Origin of the sequence: Paraburkholderia sp. MM5496-R1, assembly GCF_050436205.1 — a bacterium.
Classification (GTDB): domain Bacteria; phylum Pseudomonadota; class Gammaproteobacteria; order Burkholderiales; family Burkholderiaceae; genus Paraburkholderia; species Paraburkholderia tuberum.
Genome location: NZ_JBNDLT010000003.1, coordinates 648,731 through 666,869, shown reverse-complemented (window position 1 = coordinate 666,869; position 18,139 = coordinate 648,731). Strand labels below are relative to the sequence as shown.

13 protein-coding genes and 3 pseudogenes are annotated in these 18,139 nt (G+C 60.9%); 11 read left to right on the top strand and 5 right to left on the bottom strand.

Going from position 1 to position 18,139, the window contains the following annotated elements; translation table 11 throughout:
- Positions 1-106: 106 nt before the first annotated feature.
- A pseudogene (locus OKW38_RS29320) lies at positions 107-669 on the bottom strand (GGDEF domain-containing protein); the annotation flags it as partial.
- A gap of 52 nt (positions 670-721) precedes the next feature.
- Between OKW38_RS29320 and OKW38_RS29315 the strand changes: the two are divergent.
- Positions 722-919, top strand: a complete 198-nt coding sequence (locus OKW38_RS29315; protein WP_429364391.1) for a hypothetical protein — start codon at positions 722-724, stop codon at positions 917-919.
- A gap of 122 nt (positions 920-1,041) precedes the next feature.
- On the opposite strand, the gene OKW38_RS29310 is transcribed toward OKW38_RS29315, so the two are convergent.
- Positions 1,042-1,533, bottom strand: a complete 492-nt coding sequence (locus OKW38_RS29310; protein WP_429364389.1) for an aminoacyl-tRNA deacylase — start codon at positions 1,531-1,533, stop codon at positions 1,042-1,044.
- Between the two features lie 300 nt (positions 1,534-1,833).
- Here OKW38_RS29310 and OKW38_RS29305 point away from each other — a divergent pair, with 300 nt between their 5' ends.
- Complete coding sequence (locus OKW38_RS29305) at positions 1,834-3,705, top strand: beta-galactosidase (protein ID WP_429364387.1); 1,872 nt, start codon at positions 1,834-1,836, stop codon at positions 3,703-3,705.
- 21 nt (positions 3,706-3,726) lie between these two features.
- Here OKW38_RS29305 and OKW38_RS29300 read toward each other — a convergent pair whose 3' ends face one another.
- Both OKW38_RS29300 and OKW38_RS29295 read right to left on the bottom strand, forming a co-directional pair.
- On the bottom strand, positions 3,727-5,691 hold the full coding sequence (locus tag OKW38_RS29300) for an enterotoxin (RefSeq protein WP_429364385.1): 1,965 nt from the start codon (positions 5,689-5,691) through the stop codon (positions 3,727-3,729).
- Between the two features lie 210 nt (positions 5,692-5,901).
- The gene (locus OKW38_RS29295) at positions 5,902-6,864 is read right to left on the bottom strand and encodes a 2-hydroxyacid dehydrogenase (RefSeq protein ID WP_090807443.1); all 963 of its coding nucleotides are present in this window, start codon (positions 6,862-6,864) and stop codon (positions 5,902-5,904) included.
- A 309-nt stretch (positions 6,865-7,173) separates the two neighbouring features.
- On the opposite strand from OKW38_RS29295, the gene OKW38_RS29290 reads away from it, so the two are divergent.
- The 5 genes from OKW38_RS29290 (at position 7,174) to OKW38_RS29270 (ending at position 12,538) form a co-directional block, all read left to right on the top strand.
- The gene (locus OKW38_RS29290; RefSeq protein ID WP_187631276.1) at positions 7,174-7,932 is read left to right on the top strand and encodes an SDR family oxidoreductase; all 759 of its coding nucleotides are present in this window, start codon (positions 7,174-7,176) and stop codon (positions 7,930-7,932) included.
- Positions 7,933-7,984: 52 nt separating this feature from the next.
- Positions 7,985-9,301 carry an MFS transporter gene (locus OKW38_RS29285; RefSeq protein ID WP_090807439.1) on the top strand — a complete coding sequence of 439 codons (1,317 nt, stop codon included), beginning with the start codon at positions 7,985-7,987 and terminating at the stop codon, positions 9,299-9,301.
- Between the two features lie 26 nt (positions 9,302-9,327).
- Entirely contained in the window at positions 9,328-9,717 is a 390-nt protein-coding gene (locus OKW38_RS29280; RefSeq protein ID WP_090807437.1) for a VOC family protein, read from the top strand.
- Positions 9,718-9,825: 108 nt separating this feature from the next.
- On the top strand, positions 9,826-11,070 hold the full coding sequence (locus tag OKW38_RS29275) for a citrate/2-methylcitrate synthase (RefSeq protein WP_429364383.1): 1,245 nt from the start codon (positions 9,826-9,828) through the stop codon (positions 11,068-11,070).
- A gap of 562 nt (positions 11,071-11,632) precedes the next feature.
- Entirely contained in the window at positions 11,633-12,538 is a 906-nt protein-coding gene (locus OKW38_RS29270) for a lipid A biosynthesis lauroyl acyltransferase (protein WP_176078957.1), read from the top strand.
- A 327-nt stretch (positions 12,539-12,865) separates the two neighbouring features.
- On the opposite strand, the gene OKW38_RS29265 is transcribed toward OKW38_RS29270, so the two are convergent.
- Positions 12,866-13,933, bottom strand: coding sequence for a diguanylate cyclase domain-containing protein (locus OKW38_RS29265; protein ID WP_429364381.1), 1,068 nt, complete (start codon positions 13,931-13,933; stop codon positions 12,866-12,868).
- A 320-nt stretch (positions 13,934-14,253) separates the two neighbouring features.
- On the opposite strand from OKW38_RS29265, the gene OKW38_RS29260 reads away from it, so the two are divergent.
- The 4 genes and pseudogenes from OKW38_RS29260 to OKW38_RS29245 all read left to right on the top strand — a co-directional run.
- Positions 14,254-14,760: a hypothetical protein gene (locus OKW38_RS29260; protein ID WP_429364379.1), complete on the top strand. Its 507-nt coding sequence runs from the start codon at positions 14,254-14,256 to the stop codon at positions 14,758-14,760.
- Positions 14,761-14,907: 147 nt separating this feature from the next.
- Positions 14,908-15,867 (top strand): annotated as a pseudogene (locus tag OKW38_RS29255) (IS4 family transposase); the annotation flags it as partial.
- Positions 15,868-16,423: 556 nt separating this feature from the next.
- A complete protein-coding gene (ltrA, locus tag OKW38_RS29250) occupies positions 16,424-17,674 on the top strand; it encodes a group II intron reverse transcriptase/maturase (protein WP_429359465.1) in 1,251 nt (416 codons plus the stop codon).
- Positions 17,675-17,753: 79 nt separating this feature from the next.
- Positions 17,754-18,137 (top strand): annotated as a pseudogene (locus OKW38_RS29245) (IS4 family transposase); the annotation flags it as partial.
- Between the last annotated feature and the right edge of the window lie 2 nt (positions 18,138-18,139).

Below are 18,139 nucleotides of genomic sequence, written 5' to 3'. Positions count from 1 at the left end.
TCGACGGAGCCGTGCTGGCAAATGAATTCAGTGTTTCGAGCGGGACCGGAAACTTCCCCACACTCTATCCGGCGGGAGCTTGAATCCGATTGCCGCCACTCGAAGATCAACTGGCGGCGGCGAGCGCGGTCGTTGGCGTCTGTTCAAGCCGATTGCCGCCCAGCGACTTGGCTCGATACAACGCCTGGTCGGCGGCTGAGAGCAGGTCGGTGAGGGAAGCCGTTTCGCGACTTGACTCGGCGAGTCCAATGCTGACGGTGGCGCGAATCCGGTCGCCGTCGGCGCCATGGGACATTGCGGCGAACCGGCTGAGAACGTTCTCGCCTAGCTTTTTTGCGCGGTCGCTGTCGTAGCCCGGCAGCAGGGCGGCAAATTCTTCGCCGCCGATGCGTGCAAGAATCGCGTCCGTACCCGTCACGGTTCGAACGGTTTCCGCGAATGACCTCAAAACCTCGTCGCCGGTCTTGTGCCCAAAGTGGTCGTTGATTCTCTTGAAGTGATCGAGGTCGAACGCAAGAAGTGTGACGGGTAGTCGATTTATGCCGCGGTCGCTGATAACCCGCTCCCCCTCTTCGAAAAACAGCTTTCGATTTCCGAGGCGAGTCAGGTAATCCGTGCGGGACTCCTGCAAAGCTCACCATGAATTTCTTCCCGGGTCAGCCGGAGCAACTATCAGCCGATCGGCATCGCGCGGGCCAATACAGGCACGATCGGGAACGATGTGTACTGGGACACCGACACCACGACCGCCACAGCCGGCGTCGTCTACGGCACGCCGATTCCCGCGGCGAACGGGCTGACCACCGCGCAGATGAGCACACCGGCATCATTCGTGGGTGAGGACTTCAGTCCGACGGGGGTGTGGGCGATGCCTGCCGGCGCGACGCATCCGGTGCTGCGCTGGCAGCTGGCGCAATGACGCGTGACTAATCAAGCGGAAGTTGGAAAAAAATTCTAGCTTCCGCTGATTAGTTACCCCCTGACAAATGAACCAAAAGGCGGTCAAATTATCGCGGCCAGCGCACGGGCTGGCCAGTTGGGTCAGGCCCGCCCGCTCAACCCTCGCATCCGCCGGGCGAAATGGGCGCGCTCCGCATCGTCCATCAGCATGAGGAACTGATCCGCTTCCATATGAATCAGTTCTTCGTGATCGCCCGCCTCGAAGTAGACGTCGGGCTGGCCTGCCAGGCTGGATTCCAGGTAGGTTTTCATGCCATACGCCATACAAATTGGCGGCAGCGCACCCACATCGCAGTCCTTGAATAATTCGCGTAGTTCGACTTCCGTGGCCAGGGCGAGCCGGCGCCCTGTCTTGCTCCAGAGTTCGGAGAGCTGCACGGCGTAAGTTGACGGCAGCACGGCGGCCACGTAGCCGTGTTCGTCTTCGAGGAGCACGGTCTTGGCGAGGCGGTCGCCCGGAATGTGCGCCGCAGCAGCCGTTTCGATACTCGAGTGGCTGTATGGGTGACGCACGACTTCGTAGCGGGAACCCTTGCTGCGCAGGCGGTCCTGCAAGGTTGGCGACATCGACATGGCACACCTCCTGTCGAATACCTGAAAAGGAATGAACAATTGCGATCTTTTCAGAATAGTTCACGCACCGGCAATACGCACGCCGGCTGAACGATTCCATCGAGCGATCGCGTCCACCGGTTGAATCCGCCGTTCCTCAGCTGACGTTGGTCGGCCGGTCCGGCGAACGACACCTTTGGTCCGTGCGAGGCATGGCGCCGCCGCGGACCGAAAAAGTTCGCAAGCTGTTGATCGTTAAGGAACTGCGTTCTACCGTTCTCGCAGGTGCAGCCGATTTACAGGTAGCCTGCATTCGTCAACTTGACAACGCCCATCGTGAACCTCGAACGCAGCCATACCTTCTCCTTTAGCCCCGACGGCGAACATTTCCTGCTCGACGGCCTGCCGTTCCAGATTCGCAGCGGCGAGATGCATCCAGCCCGCATCCCGCGCGAGTACTGGCGACACCGGATCCGCATGGCAAGGGCGATGGGGATGAACTGCATCGCGTTGTACATCATGTGGAATTACCACGAGACGCATAGAGGCGTGTTCGACTTCCGCAGCGGGAATCGCGATATCGAGGCCTTCATCCGCCTATGCCAAGCCGAGCAGATGTGGGTGCTGTTGCGCCCCGGGCCTTACGTGTGCGCAGAGTGGGATCTGGGCGGCCTCCCTTCCTGGCTGTTACGCGATCCGGACATCCAGTTGCGGACCGACTCGGCCACCGATCCTCGCTACATGGCGGCGGTGGCTCGCTATATCGACGAACTGGTTCCGCGTATCAAGCCATTGATGAGCGAGCACGGCGGACCGATTCTGTTGATCCAGATCGAGAACGAATTCGGTTCGTATGCGAGCAATCCGGCTTACCTCGAAGAGCTCAGGCAGCTTTGGCTAGCAGGAGGCATAACCGGGCCGTTCTACACCGAAGACGGTCTCCCGCAACTCGAACGCAATCGCACCACGGTAACGGGCGGCGCGATCGCGCTGAGCAACGGCGACGCAGCGCAGATCGCAACCGTGCGCCGCGAATTCCCCTCGGTGCCCGCGATGGCAGGCGAGGTGTACCCAGGGTGGCTCACGCATTGGGGCGAAGCGGGGTTCGCGGGCGTGGACTACGACCTCTCCAGTACCTTGGCCACGTTCATGCAGGCGCGGCTGTCGTTCAACCTGTATGTCATTCACGGCGGCACGAGCTTTGGCTTTTTTGCCGGCGCGAACGTGGACGCTTCAGGCAACTATCAGCCCGACATCACGAGCTACGACTACTGCGCGCCGATCAGCGAGCAAGGCATGGCGACGCCGAAGTACATCAAGTATCGAGACCTGATCGCCAGCTATCTGCCCGAACCCTTGCCAGCCATACCCGAGGTCATCGCCACGCTTGACTGCGCCGGCGCTGAGGCCTTGATGCCGACGCTCTACGCCTCGATCTGGGACAACCTGCCCGCGGCACTGCCACGCGAGCATGGCGTCGAGCCGCAGTCGTTTGAACGCTACGGTCAGGCGTTTGGCTTCGTGCTGTATCGCAAGTCTTTGCCGGAGCACGCGCGCGGTGTGCTGGATATCAGCGCCGTTCACGACTACGCAACGGTTTTCCTTGGTGAACGGTACGCGGGCGGCGTATCGAGAGCGCAACTGCCGCAGGAGTACGCGCAGTCGCTCCACATGATGCATCGCGCGCCGCTTGCCCTGCCTTCGGCGCGGCACAACCACGGGTCGAACCCGGACGGCCAGGTAGCGCTGGAGATACTCGTCGAGGCCATGGGGCGCGTCAACTTCGGACCCGCGATCGTTGACCGTAAAGGTCTGCTCGAGCCGGTCACGATGAAACACGTCGACGGCTCGCTCGCGTTGCTCGAGGAATGGGACATCTACCTGCTGCCGATGGATGAAACGTTTATCGCCAACCTCAACGAAGACTGCACGAACCCAGGGAAACCCGGTCTCTTTTATAAGGCGAACGTGCTGCTGACTGAAGTCGGCGACACCTGGCTCGACATGAGCAACTGGACCAAGGGTATCGTCTGGGTCAATGGCCACAATCTCGGACGCTACTGGAACATCGGCCCGCAAAGGCGCCTGTATTGTCCCGCGCCGTGGCTCGTGCAAGGTAACAACGAGGTGCTGGTCTTCGACCTCCATCAGATCGAGGCAAAGCCGATTCAACTGGCCGACAGGTTGTGCTAGCGCCTACGTATCGTCCCCCCTTCACCGCTTCGCGGCGGCAACCGGCAGCAGTTCGAGCGTAAGCACTTCGAACGGCGCCAGTTGCACTGCTTGCGACAGATCAGCGTCCAGTTGAGCAGGAATACCGGAATCCCCCGCACGTCCAAGGCTGCGCGATTCGAATCGTGCCACCGCGTTATCCGGCAGTTCGAGTTGGCGCCGCAGCTCGAGTGTGAAGCGTTGCGTGCGACTGTGAGGATTGCGCAGCGTCACGATCGCCTTGTGCGGCGCCCACGCTGCCCAACCGTAGGCCGCCTGTTCGTCCGGCGCTCCGCCGATCCAATGACTGTCGCGAAGTATGTCGCCGTTTTCTCGCGCCCATCGGGCGGCGCGCGCAAGCACATCCCAGTCGTGCTCGCCCAGCAGCGCCGGCGTAATGTAGAGCTCCTGCAATTGCGTGCCGGTCCCGAAGTACGACCACACTTCGTTGGAGAATGCGTCGCCCGCCGACGCATTGAGGCGTGGATTGCACTGCGCGTAGAGGATGCCGTGCAGCATCAGCGAATTGAGTGGAAAGAACGGACTGCGCTCCACGACGTTGTGATACGTCTGCGTGTCGCGGTATGTGATCCAGCGCTCGCGGTTCGTGCCGCTGCCCGCCAGGCCATCGTCGCTGCCGCCGCGCCAGATGGAGTCGACGTGGCGCAGCCAGAACGGCGACGGATGCGTACCTGTGGTGAGATTAATGAAAATTTCGGGCTTGGCCGCGCGGATGTCCTCGATCAGTTGAATCGCCGCGTCCCAATCGCTGTCGAACAGGCTGCCGGGGAACACCCTGTCGGCATTGCCTGTGCCGTCGAACTTGAAATGGTTGACGCCGCCCTTGTCGAGCAAGTCCATCACGACTTCATGAAAGCGCCGGTAATACGTCGGCCCCGATAATGCGAGACCGTTGTCGATGACCTCATAACCAGCGGCACGTCCTCGCGTCACGCGTTCCTGTTTCGGCGCACCGTAGCCGCCCCACGGGGAAAGCCATATGCCGGGAGCGGCGCCGAATCGCGCGGCAGCGTCGCGCAGCGGAACGAAGCCATGTGGAAATGCCTTGCTGAAATGCCAGCCGCCGCCAAGGTCGTCCCAGCCATCGTCGAACAGAAGCGAATCGATCCGCACCCCGCGCGCTGTGTGCAACTCGTGGCCGATTGTTGCGATGCGCTCGAGCGCCTGCTCCTGCGTGTACGGCGTGAGGTAGCCGATGTCGCCCCAACTGTTGTAGTGCAGAAACGGGCGATACGGGCGAGCCCGTTCCCGCTCCAGATAGATGCCGAAGTCGCGCCGAACCTGGCCGTCGCTGGCTACACCTGCCACAGCGGAGTAGACCAGCGTCCTGTTTTTCTCCAGCGGCAACGCGCGATGCAGCATGAAGCTGAGGCTGTCGCCCTTCACCTGACTTGTCGCCAGCGGGTGCTCGAAGCCCAGATAGAAGTTGCCCGCAATGACCGGCGTGCCCTTGCGCTCACTACTGGCCCTGGCGCCTGGAGCGCGCGTCTTCAGCAATGAGACGGCAGCGATCGCTTCGTCCTGAAGAAGCGCCGTAATCGCCAGCTGGACGCGCAGATATCGTGACCCTTCGCGCTGCTCCACGCTCCATTGCACCTTTAGGTGTCCATGTGTATCTACCAGGGAGACGCTCGCGCGTCGCCCTGCGATTCGTTCGCCCAAGCGGGACGCATGCGGGTTGGGTTCGAGCGCAGCGTCGCTCACGGGCGCAACGACCCTCAGCTCGGCCAGGCCGATGGTGGTTCCGTCAGCGAGCGTGAGCGTGAACGGCGCGACGACGCGCAACGTGCGTTTGCGCTCGCAGTCGATCAGTGAGAAACCGGCGAGACGTTTGTCCTCGTTCGTCCAGCGCAATGCAATCGCGTCGTTGCCGAACGAGGAGATGTGGCCCGTCGTCTGGAGCACGGGCATGCCAGTTTGCGTAGGCGAAGCATGGTTGGCGCGCATGGAGAAACCTGTCTCGGGCCAGAGGAAGAGATTTTCGCCGCCCCCCGCGAATGGCGTCAGATAACGAACTGCGCCGTGGTGGATGGCTGAACGAGCGTCCAAGGAAGACGTTGGATTACGAAACGCCGGCTGAACGGTTCCATCGAACTATTGCATCGACCGGTTGAATCCGCCGTGCGTCGCAACGTACTGTCCCCATGAGGGCGAGCCTCAGACAGGATTCGAGGCGGGCCGTCCTTCCAGCACGGCGGCGATATTGTCCAGCGCCGTAAAGCCCATCTGGTCGCGGGTCTCGATCGTTGCGCTGGCCATATGGGGCGTCAGGAACACGTTGTCGAGCTCAGCAAACCGCTTGTCGACGTTGGGCTCGTTCCGGTACACATCCAGAGCCGCGCTGAACAGATGACCCGACGTCAGGGCGTCATAAAGCGCATCTTCGTCCACCAGGCCGCCACGCGCCGCGTTAACGAAAATCGCGCCTGCGGGAAGGAGTCCAAACTCTCTTTTCGTCATGAGCGGGACGCTTCCACCCGGCACGTGCAGCGTGAGGACCTGGCAGTGCGGCAGCATTTCGTCGAGAGTGGCATAGAAGGTCGCGCCATTTTCCAGCGACGGGGCCGCACGGTGCATGTCCGTGTAGATCACGCGCATGCCGAATCCCTGCGCACGCTTAGCGACCGCCCGTCCAATACGCCCAAATCCGACGATGCCGAGCGTCTTGCCATTCACTCGCATACCCAGCATCTCGGTCATGCCGAACGATTTGCCCCATCCGTTGCGCATGATCCGTTCGTATTCTGACGCGCGACGGCACGCAGCCAGCAAGAGCAGCATGGAAAAATCGGCTGTGCACTCGGTCAACGCATCGGGCGCGTTCGTCACGACGATTCCCCTGTCACGGGCCGCCGCTACGTCCATGTGATCGAAGCCCGCGCTCGCGTTCGCAATAATCTTGACCGTCGAAGGCAGCGCGGCAATGTGTTCCGCTTGCAGGCCGGATTTTTTCCCGATGAGTACGGCCGGCACGTCGTGCTTCTTGCAGAAGTCGACGACAGACCACGAGTTCATATCGGACTCGGTCACGAAGGCATGGAATTCGGCCGCAGCGCGATTCGCCACGGCGGTGGGAACCGTTCGCGCAATCAACAGGCTGGTGCGTTTATCTTCCGACATGGTTTTTCCTTTGGTAGGCAGACGTCGAGAGACTACGAAATCGCTGGCCGGGCCGTCAATGTTGATTGGATGAATCAACTCCTCGGTGATGACACGCCCCTATTGTTCGCGGCGCCTGCGCGTTGCGATTTGTTTCCGTCTTGTCCCTCTTCAATCTTGCTTGCGGCCACACGCGCATCAGGAAAACCCTGATGCGATCCCCATCCGCAAGGCCCGCGGATGTTGATTCAATGAATCAAGATTGCTCAACCCCTGATGCGAATGCAACTCTGTTTCCCATGTCCAATTGACTTGACGAGAGGAAAGGAAATGTCTGCATCGAAGAAGTTCGCAGCCGTGACGGGCGCCGGCTCCGGCATCGGCCGAACCGCCGCCGTCGCACTTGCTAACGCAGGATTCGCTGTCGCGCTGATCGGGCGCAGAGCCGAGCCGCTGCTGGAAACAAAGGAAGCAATCGGCAGGGCGGGGGGAGAAGCGGATGTATTCCAGGCCGACGTTGGCGACGCAGCATCGGTCGAGCACGCGTTTTCGGGAATTGCCGAGGCATTCGGTCGGCTCGACGTGCTGTTCAACAACGCGGGGCGCAATGCTGGGGCTGTCCCTCTGGAAGACTACGAAGTCGACTTCTGGAACGACGTCGTGGCCACCAATCTGACCGGCGTTTTCCTCTGCGCTCGCGCCGCTTATCGTTTGATGAAGGAACAGTCCCCGCAAGGCGGACGAATCATCAACAACGGATCGATCTCCGCCCACTCGCCAAGGCCGCACACCATTGCCTATACGGCAACAAAACATGCTGTGACTGGCATCACCAGATCGATCGCGCTGGACGGACGCGCATTCAACATCGCCTGCAGCCAGATCGACATCGGCAACGCCGCCACATCGCTCACTGAACGGATGAACCGCGGCGTACTGCAAGCGGACGGACGCCTGGCACCCGAAGCAAGAATGGATGTGACGCACGTGGCGAATGCAGTCGTGCACATGGCCAGTCTTCCGCTCGAAGCCAATGTTCTCAATATGACCATCATGGCGACCGCCATGCCGTTCGTCGGCCGCGGATAAATCGCCCTTAAGCCAACTAAAAAAACAACAGGCTAATGTTACGGAGACACCGATGAAAATCGCAGAGGAACAAACATTGCCGGTGGGAACCCCGGCTTACGCGGATACCACGAATCGCTCCAGAGTCCGCTACGTCGTGCTCTCGATGTTGCTCATGGCCACCATTCTGAATTACGTGGACCGGTCGGCGCTGGGCATCGTTGCGCCGGGCCTCTCGAAGGGGCTGGCGCTCAACAAGATGCAGATGGGCGAGCTGTTTGCGGCATTTGGTCTTGCCTATTCCATTGCGCTGGTGCCCGGCGGGGTGCTGACCGACATTCTCGGCTCACGCCTCGCCTATGCGCTGTCTCTGGTCGGTTGGTCATTCGCCACGCTGACGCAGGGTTTCGCGACCGGCTATCAGATGCTGCTCGGGTCGCGGCTCGCCATCGGCGCACTGGAGGCGCCGGCCTTCCCTTCAAACGCACGCGCCGTGACCTTGTGGTTTCCCGCCCGGGAACGCGGCTTCGCGACCAGCGTCTATGTAATGGGGCAATACATCGGGACGCCCTTGTTCACCGGAGTGTTGCTGTGGATCTTCGCCGCGTACGGTTGGCGGACGGTTTTTTATGTGACCGGTGGCTTCGGCATTCTGTTCAGTCTGCTCTGGTACCGGGTTTACCGCGATCCGCATCAGCACCCGCGCGTGAATGCCACCGAGCTGCAATACATCAATGAAGGTGCCGCGGCGACGCGCAAGCCCCGCGAGAAGTTCGACTGGCGCATGGCGCTCAAGCTGCTCAGCTACCGCCAGGTTCTCGCCATCTGTCTCGGAAAGTTCTGTAACAACACGCTGCTGGTCTTCTTCACCACGTGGTTCATGACCTATCTGATCGAAGCGCGTCACATGTCGATGATCAAGGTTGGGATCTTCCAGGCACTGCCTTTTATCGGCGCCACGGTCGGCATCCTCGCGGCCGGCTCCCTTTCGGACTTTTTTATTCGGCGCGGAGTGGCGCTTTCGACAGCGCGCAAGGCTCCGCTCATCATCGGCACGATGCTCGGCGCGTCTATCGTGCTTGTCAATTTCGTCGAGTCGAACGAGCTGGTGATCGCCATCCTGACGATCGCGTTCTTCGCGCAGGGCGTCGGGTCGATGTCGTGGGCCGCCGTTTCCGAAATCGCGCCTCGACAGTACGTGGGACTGACCAGCAGCATCACGAGCCTCGCGGCCAACATCGCGGCCGTCACCACGCCGCTCATGATCGGCTACATCACCCAGCACACCGGCCACTTCTACTGGGCCCTCAACCTGATGGGCGCGATCTGCCTGCTCGGAACGTTTTCGTATTCCGTGCTGCTGGGCAAGCTTTCCCGCATCGAACTGTGATGCTTTCAACTATACGGTGAAATCGGATGATTGAATTCAAGTGGGATCATCTGCAACTGTGCTCGGCGGACGCCGAAGCCACTGCGGCATGGTTTGCGCGCTGCCTGAACGCCGAGATCGTGCGTCGTCCTGGGCGAGTGGATTTGCGCATCGGCAGCATCAACCTTTTCATCACCTCGCTGGCGAGCGTCCAAGCCGGCCACCCTCGCTGCGAGCGGCAGCAGGGCATAGATCATTTCGGCGTGGTCGTGGACGATATCGACGCGGCGTTCGTGCATCTGTTGCTCTGCGACGCGGAAATCGTCGAACCGATCAAGCAGGTTCGCCCCGGCGTCAGAGCCTGCTTCGTGCGCTCGCCCGGTGACGTTCTCGTTGAGATACTGGAGCGGCGACCCGCCGAGATGACTTTTACCTGAAAAAACGTCAATATTGGCGCTGGATCGGTCGTGCTCGAGTGCAAGGCGCGATCTGCGTCGTCACTCCCCCGTTGCCCCGTTGCGCTGCATCACCTTGCTTGCCATCCCATGCGAAACTGGATCACTCTGACTGAAGCGGCTCGACAACTCGGAGTGCAGGCGCAGACTGTCTATGCGTATGTAAGTCGAGGTACCATCGCCGTCATGCCGGATCCGCTCGACCCACGCAAGAGCCTCTATCGCGCGGAGGACGTCGCCGGTCTGTGCCGAAAAAAGCAGGTGGGACGCAAGCGCGAAGCGCTCGCCGCCGGGACCATATTCGGTGCGGAACCCTGCATTTACAGCAGCATTACCACCTTCTCAAAAGGCCGGCCCTACTACCGGGGGCGGGATAGCATCCGGCTTTCGGACGCGGCGACGCTTGAAGACGTGGCGGCCATTCTCTGGAACGCGCGCGCCCCCGTTTCCTTCGAAAGCGGCGAGTTGCCGCTACAGGGCGACGAGCGCGGCAGGCAATGCGCGTTCACATCGCTGGCAGCGCTCGCGGCCTGTGGACACTCGACCCTCGGACGCACGGACAGCGCACTGCATGTCGAGGCCGGCCGGCTCGTGGCGCTCATCGCACAAGCGTTTGGTGCGCGACGCGGCGCGAACGCACAAATGACGCATGAGCGGCTCGCGCTTGGTTGGGGCCAGGACCGCGATGGCGCCGAACTTATCCGCCGTGCCTTAGTCCTCGTGGCCGACCATGAGATTACGAGTTCCGCGTTCGCCGCCAGGATTACCGCCTCCACCGGCGCGTCGCTGCCCGGATGCCTGCTCACGGGACTCGCGACTTTCTCCGGCCCACTGCATGGCGACGCGTCAGGCCGCGTGCGGGCCGTGTTCGACGACGTCGGAAGACTCGGTGCGCAGCACGTGGTTGCCCATCACTTGCAGTCGGCCATTCCAATCCCCGGGTTTGGACATCATCTGTATCCGGACGGCGATCCGAGGGCGGCCGCAGTGCTCGAAGTGCTGGATCCGCCTCAAGAGATCATGTCGTTCATCAACAAGGTGGTTGAGCTGACCGGGCTCAAGCCAAATATCGACGTTGCGCTTGCGGCCCTGACGGCTCAGCTGGCGTTGCCGCGCGATGCGTCGTTCGCGTTGTTCGCAACAGCCCGGAGCGTGGGTTTGCTCGCGCACTGCATTGAGCAACTCCGGGTGAGCAAGGTCATACGGCCACGAGGCCGCTATACCGGGCCGGCGCTGGAAGACGCCGCGCCCGAGTCGCCTGCGGAAGGCAACGAGAATACGCTCGATCCAGCCACGCTCGACAAGAATCGCTTATTCAGGCCGGTTGGGCGCTGAGAGACGCGTCACCTGGATCTTTGCCGAAACAAAAAACCTCGACGCCGATCGGCTCTTGCCGAGAGGGCCGGCTTGTTCCAGTGGACGTAAGCGTTTTGAGCGAAGCGGCGTCGGTAGCTTCGAAGACGTTGCCACCATGCTTATGGCGATGGATGGGGCATGCGACGCCAGACCATGGCCGGATTGCGGACGGAAGGTGTGGAGTCTGGGCGGGAGCCGACATTCCAGGGGTTGCATCAACGTGCGTCCGAGCGGCCGCTCTTGGGCCGACTTCTGCCTGACGGCGGTCGGCGGCTCGCGACCCGGATCTGCCCTTCGCCCCAATGCGGACTCGGCGGCGGCTTTCAAAGTAGAACGGCCGCCTGGTGGTGCATCCGCGCTGCAGGCGCTTGCTGCCCATACGCAGTCGTTCTCGCCAGGGAGAACCGAGAACCCTAGCGTCCATTTGGGTAGCCCGTCACAACGCAGTACGTGCGATACTTCTCTGCCATCGCCATGCTATGCCACCAGGATCTCGAATTTTGTTATACATCCGTAAGTATTCGTATTTTTCCGTGTCGCGATGAGTGATTCTCGCAAGCGGGGGAGGTTGTTGGGGCGATTAGGCTATGTCTTGATTGTAGTGTTGCTGCGCGTCTTCGCAGTCCTTCCCTATACGCTCGTCGCAAGGTTCGGCAGCGCGCTTGGGGCAATGTTATATGCACTTCCAAGCTCCCGAAAACATATCGCTCTCGTCAATCTGCGTCTCTGTTTTCCGGGCAAGAGCGAGCGCGAGTACGACGACCTTGCCAGAAACCATTTTCGCCACGTCGTTCGAAGCTATCTCGAACGAGGCATTCAATGGTTTGGCAGCGCGCAAAGGATACGGAAGCTGGTCCACATCGAAAGTCGAATCGATCTGGAAGACAGGAATGCTCCGCCGACCATCTTTCTGGGCTTCCATTTCGTGAGCATCGAGGTCGGCTGCATACTCTACTCAACGCGCCTGCCCGCCGCCTCACTGTATACACGCATGTCGAACGCGCGGCTTTGCAGTCTAGCCAAGCGGCAACGCGGCAGATTTGGCGCCGAGATGATTGAACGTTCGACAAGCGCCAGAAAGATCGTCGGCTTACTTCGTTCAGGCAAACCAGTCATGCTGGCTGCTGATATGGATCACGGCATACACAACTCCGTTTTTGTGCCGTTTTTTGGCGTCCCCGCGTGCACACTCACTTCGGTTTCGCGCCTTGCTCGACTGGCCCATGCGCGGGTTGTACCATTCGTGACTGAAGTATTGCCCGATTACCGCGGGTATAAGCTGACCATCTTCGAGCCGCTCAGCGACTTTCCTTCAGAAAGTGAGACGATCGACGCGCGCCGATTGAATGAATTTCTTGAAACGCAGATCAATCGGTGCCCAGAGCAATATTACTGGGTGCATCGACGCTTCAAGAATCGTCCACCGGGCGTGCCAGGTGTGTACTGAGCACACCGTCCGTAAGGCATGCGACCGTTCCTGGTTGTGTGCTTCCGTGAGGTAACGCAATGAGCTCGACTGACAGGCATAGGTCCGCTATCTGAGTGGACCGGACGTTTGAGTGTCTGTCCGAATGCTCGAGCGTATGGCCGTTCGTGGCCGGATGGCGACCGTCTCAGTTCGCCCCACTCCGGGCCAAACTCCAGCCGCGAAATGAAACTACCTTCCGCAGCGAGACGACGCGCACATGCTCCCAGATACGAGCGGCCGCGGCCGGGCACCTGCATCAAATGCGCTCGCCAACACGAGCAGGGCACCGCGGGGAACCCGGTCCGCTTACGCGCCGGCACCCGTCTCATCGAAGAATGAGGTTTTGTCCGTCCCGTTCGCTTTGGCGCGATACATCGCGCTATCGGCCTGGCGCATCAGGGCGTGTACATCAAGACGTTCGTCCGCGCTATTGGTACCGAGCATGCGCACGCCAATGCTGGCCGATACGGCGACGGGATGACCGCCGATCTCTCGAAGCCCATGAAGGATGTCGTGAATACCGTCGGCAATCGCGCGCGCGCCGACCTTGCCATGCACATGGCGGGCGAGCACCGCGAACTCGTCGCCTCCCAGGCGGGCAACCGTATCGCCGCGGCGAATGCGTGTCTGCAGACCGTTGGCGAAGCACTGCAACAGTTCATCACCCACCGCATGCCCATAAGCGTCATTGACGTACTTGAAGCCGTCGAGATCGATGAACAGCAAGACAGACTGTCCTTTATCGTCGTCTCGCGCCGCAGTCGCTTTAGCGATCGCCTGCTCGAGGCGAGTGCGGTTGCTGAGTCCTGTCAGAGGGTCCGTCGCAGCCTGCCGTTCGAGCCGATGCACGAGGGCCATCAAGTACACGGAAGTCGCCGCGATGCTGAGCATGATGCCCAATCCCACCGCGAGGTTTTCTCTCCACCACGGCTCGACGTGCATCAAAATCACGACGCCTGCAAGCGCAACTGCACATGAAAGTAGCAACGGCCGCTTGCCGTGGCGGCAACCGGCACCCACAAGGAACCAGAACACGACCCAGAGCAAGGGCAGCGCCACGCGCCCGCCGAGCGCCAAGGCAGTCATGACAAGCGCCTGGTCTGCAATGGTGGTGACCGTCAATCGAAGGCGCGGCCGAACTGTCGCGGCGGTCGCGGCTACGTATGTCGCCACGCCGAATACAACGTATGCGAAAACCACGCCCAGAGTGTCATACGCGGCGGCCGTGCGTTGGAGCGCGGCGACGGCGATATAGCCGATCAACACGACCATGCCCAGGCATATCCGGAGGAGCGCCTGCTCCTTCTCAGGTTGTCCGCGAAAGACACCTAGAAACGTTTGCTCATGCCAACGCTGCGCGCCCGGCCGCTCCATGCCGTGTACCCCGTCAATATTGTCTTTTGCAGAGCGGGCATTCTATCGCTTTTGCCGGCGACCAATGCTTCTTGCCGCTCTCTCCGTCCGCTTCCGAGGGTTGAACGGCCATTCCTGCCGCCGCGGCGACCGACACACATCCACGCTTGAAGCGGTACCAGCAAGCACCGGGTGCATGCCCAAATACCGGTTGGTCTTTTGAAACGCGCTGCTGCCATTAGGCTGTGTTGTGCGGTATGGCGGCTTTCGCGCCTTGCCTGGTCGCAACAATCTGCGTTCCGCGACGACGACTTTCCACGAACCACGTTTCGGGAGGGATTATGTCGCGTCATTCATCCAGACTGGCGATCCAGTCGCCCCCAACCCCGCGCAATGGGCTGTCCTTTTCGCTGGCTTATGCCGGCGCGGCACTCATCGCGCCTCGGTCGCGGCCTTCCGCGTGGAACCGTGTTCTGCGCCCGCTGACGCTTGCACTATGGGTGCCGCTCGCGCTCGCCGCGTGGTGCGTGCCGATGGCCCACGCGGCCGGACCACTGCCGCAGGGCGGCGCCTTCGTCCGGGGCCAGGGCGCGATAACGAGCGGCACCACTTCGCTAACGATCGACCAGTCCTCGTCCCGCGGCGTGATCGACTGGCACAGCTTCTCGATCGGCAACGGCAACACCGTCGCCTTCAACAACGGGTCGGGCGCGACGCTGAACCCTGCGCCGACACTTTTTATCTGGATCGTGCGGACCGCCATCACCTACATCGACTGCATTTCGCTGGCGCCTGGGGCCTGGGACCTGGGGCCTCAATCAGCATCAGGTCGAAATCGGCTCACTTAATCCTGGCCCGCTTGCAAGTCATAGCGTTATACACATCTCGCTGCGGCAGCCGCCCGCGCCAGCAAGCCGTTTACATTCAATGACTTGAAAGCCGTGCTTGTAAACTTTGGCCGGATCGCGTCTACTCTCGTAATTTGGGCGGACGCGGTGACGAAGGCGGCACAGCAGTGGATCGAGCAGGAATTTGCGGGGCTGGACCTTGGCGACGCCCGCCTGGACAGGAGGGCAAAGAAATTGATGGAACGACTTGCGGCCAATCCGACGGCCAGTATCCCCCAGGCGTGCGATAGCTGGAGCGAGACGTGCGCGGCGTACCGATTTTTGCGCAATACGGATGTGGCCTGGGAAGCCATCCTGGAGCCGCATTGGGCGAGCACGCAGGAACGCATGCGCAGCCAGTCGGTCGTGCTGTGCATCCAGGACACCACCGAGCTTGATTTTAACGGCCAGGACATCGACGGTCTGGGGCCGTTGAACTACGAAGCAAGGCGCGGGCTGTACTTGCACCCGACCTATGCGGTGACGACCGAACGCGAACCGCTGGGCGTGCTCGATGCATGGATGTGGGCGCGCGAGGAGCTTGACGCCGATGGTGTACGTCCTGGGCCGAAAGAAAGCACGCGCTGGATCGAAGGCTACGAGCGCGTGGCGGAAATGGCGCCGGACATGCCGCACACGCGACTGGTGTACGTGGCCGACCGCGAGGCGGACATGGTGGAAATGATGCGCCGGGCGCACGAACTGGGCACGCCAGCGGACTGGCTGGTGCGCGCCCAACATGACCGCTGCCTGCCCGGCGGTGACGGCGCCAGGCTGTGGGCGAGTACAACCAGCGCTGAGCCCTTGGGTGAAATCACCTTCATGACCGGCGCCCGCGAGACTCAGAAGAGCCGCACCGTACGCCAGCAACTGTGGGCTCGCGAAGTCGAGATAGTGGACGGCGAACGCGGCAAGCTCAAGGTTCACTGCGTAATCGCACGCGAAGTGGGGGCGCCCGCTGGCATCAAGCCGATTGAGTGGCGTTTGCTGACCAACCGAGCCGTCGCAACCCAGGAAGACGCGGTCGAACTGATCAATTGGTACCGGGCCCGATGGGAAATCGAAAGTGTGCCGCAGCACACAGGAAAGAGGTTCGGTATGAACTGATGGACTGTGTACAAGCTGCATGAGAGATGAGGGCAGGCCCCTCGGAGTCGGCGTTCAGGCGCGGGCTTCAAACCACCCCAAGCTGCTGCGGTAAAGAGCCGTGGTGGTGAGCGTTGGGGTCAAAGCGCTGAGGATATACCTCGGGCAGGTATGGATCAGAGAGACGAACGAAAGTGAACCTTCCGATCACGCGTCGTAATCCAGAGACTTGTCGTCAAAACCAGGGGCGTTTCTATCTTCTGGGACAAGCCTGCCGGAAACCTGATTACTGGGCAGGCGGCGGCCGGCGTAGAGGGGGCGTGAAGCTGATCCAGGCTCTTGTGTGGAACTGCGGGAACCAGTCGTTCCGATGTGAAGGGAGAAGCTCAAGTGGTAGAAGCCACGAGGCGAGAGTACCGATGCGGAGCACTGGGACGGACCAACCCGTACGAGCGATGAAGGCTGGTAATGCGGCTGGAGCAAAGGGGTTGGGTCAGGCAGTCGTGCTTGGGGTTCAACTGGCAACAGGAGGAAACTCATGAGCACGACAAAACCGTTTGTCATTGACAAGTGGCTGGTGTACGAGGCTTTCAAGGCGGTTAAAGCCAATGCGGGATCGGCTGGGGTGGATCAACAGTCGCTCGCGGACTTCGAGGCGGACCTGAAAGGCAATCTGTACAAGGTTTGGAATCGGATGTCCTCGGGTAGCTACTTCCCCGATCCGGTCAAAGCGGTCGCCATTCCGAAAAAGAATGGCGGGGAGAGAATTCTAGGGGTGCCAACTGTATCGGATCGTGTGGCACAGATGGTGGTCAAGCAGGTCATTGAACCGGAGATCGAATCGATCTTCCTGCCGGACTCATATGGCTACCGGCCCGGGAAATCGGCGCTGGATGCTGTCGGGGTAACCCGGGAGCGGTGCTGGAAATATGACTGGGTTCTTGAGTTTGATATCAAAGGCCTGTTTGACAACATCGACCATGACCTGTTACAGCGCGCTCTTAGAAGGCATGTGAAGAGCGACTGGGCCATGCTGTACATCGACCGGTGGCTGAAGGCCCCGCTGCAACTGTCGGACGGAACCCGGGTGGAACGCACCCGGGGGACACCGCAGGGCGGGGTCGTCAGCCCAGTGCTATCAAATCTGTTCCTGCACTACACGATCGATGTCTGGATGGGCCGGACGTTTCCTGATCTTCCCTGGTGCCGGTATGCGGATGATGGACTGGTTCACTGCCGGACTGAGCAGGAAGCGCAAGCCGTCAAGGCGGCGCTTCAGGCAAGGTTGGCGGAGTGCCATCTGGAAATGCATCCGGACAAGACCAAAATCGTCTACTGCAAGGATGGCAGTCGCAAAGGGCGGTATCCGAACACGCAGTTTGACTTTCTCGGATACTGCTTTCGACGGCGAATCGTGAGGAATCGCAAACGCAACAGCATATTTGTGAACTTCACGCCAGCCGTCAGTGCGGCGGCCCTAAAGTCCATGCGGCAGACGACTCGCGAGGCACGCTTCCAAACCCGGACATATCTCAGCGTGGCTGACATCGCCCGTATGCACAACCCAGTCCTGCGAGGCTGGTTGAGCTATTACGGGAAATTCAGTCCGTCAGCGATGTATCCGGTGCTCAGACACTTCAACAGGACGTTGATCGCTTGGGCAATGCGGAAGTATAAGCGTCTGAAAGGACACAGAACGCGGGCAGCTCTCTTCGTCGAAGGCATTGCGAAGCGGCAACCGCGACTGTTCGTACACTGGCAACGGGGGATGACAGGTGCGTTCGCTTGATGGGAGCGGTGTGAGTCGAGAGGCTCACGCACCGTTCTGCGAGAGGCTGGAGGTGAGATTCCTGCGGCCTACTCACCTCTATTTCCATGTGCTCAAGAACGGCTGCGAAGTCGAGACCCTGCAATTGGCCGCTGTCGACCGGATCGAGCGTGCGCTGGCCTTGTTCCTGGTAGTGGCATGGCGTGTGACGTATCTGATGCGCAAAGGCCGGACCTGTCCGGATCTGGATGCCGCCTTGTTCTTCGATCCGGACGAAATTCGTGGCGCCCACCTGCTGGCCAAAAAGAAGATGCCGACGCCGCCGCCCACTGTGAATGAGGTCGTGCGGCTGATTGCGCAAATCGGTGGTTTCCTCGGCCGAAAGAGCGACGGTGAACCGGGTGCCAAGACCATCTGGCGAGGGCTCGATCAGGTACTCGCTGCCGCTGACACGCTACGCGCGCTCCGCGACGGGCTCGGCTAAGG

What these genes read in the sequence shown, in the direction of transcription:
- OKW38_RS29310 (WP_429364389.1), bottom strand. Translation starts at nt 1,533, where the DNA reads ATGTCGATGTCGCCAACCTTGCAGGACCGCCTGCGCAGCAAGGGTTCC.
- OKW38_RS29300 (WP_429364385.1), bottom strand. Translation starts at nt 5,691, where the DNA reads ATGCGCGCCAACCATGCTTCGCCTACGCAAACTGGCATGCCCGTGCTC.
- OKW38_RS29295 (WP_090807443.1), bottom strand. Translation starts at nt 6,864, where the DNA reads ATGTCGGAAGATAAACGCACCAGCCTGTTGATTGCGCGAACGGTTCCC.
- OKW38_RS29290 (WP_187631276.1), top strand. Translation starts at nt 7,174, where the DNA reads ATGTCTGCATCGAAGAAGTTCGCAGCCGTGACGGGCGCCGGCTCCGGC.
- OKW38_RS29285 (WP_090807439.1), top strand. Translation starts at nt 7,985, where the DNA reads ATGAAAATCGCAGAGGAACAAACATTGCCGGTGGGAACCCCGGCTTAC.
- OKW38_RS29280 (WP_090807437.1), top strand. Translation starts at nt 9,328, where the DNA reads ATGATTGAATTCAAGTGGGATCATCTGCAACTGTGCTCGGCGGACGCC.
- OKW38_RS29275 (WP_429364383.1), top strand. Translation starts at nt 9,826, where the DNA reads ATGCGAAACTGGATCACTCTGACTGAAGCGGCTCGACAACTCGGAGTG.
- OKW38_RS29270 (WP_176078957.1), top strand. Translation starts at nt 11,633, where the DNA reads ATGAGTGATTCTCGCAAGCGGGGGAGGTTGTTGGGGCGATTAGGCTAT.
- OKW38_RS29265 (WP_429364381.1), bottom strand. Translation starts at nt 13,933, where the DNA reads ATGGAGCGGCCGGGCGCGCAGCGTTGGCATGAGCAAACGTTTCTAGGT.
- OKW38_RS29260 (WP_429364379.1), top strand. Translation starts at nt 14,254, where the DNA reads ATGTCGCGTCATTCATCCAGACTGGCGATCCAGTCGCCCCCAACCCCG.
- ltrA (WP_429359465.1), top strand. Translation starts at nt 16,424, where the DNA reads ATGAGCACGACAAAACCGTTTGTCATTGACAAGTGGCTGGTGTACGAG.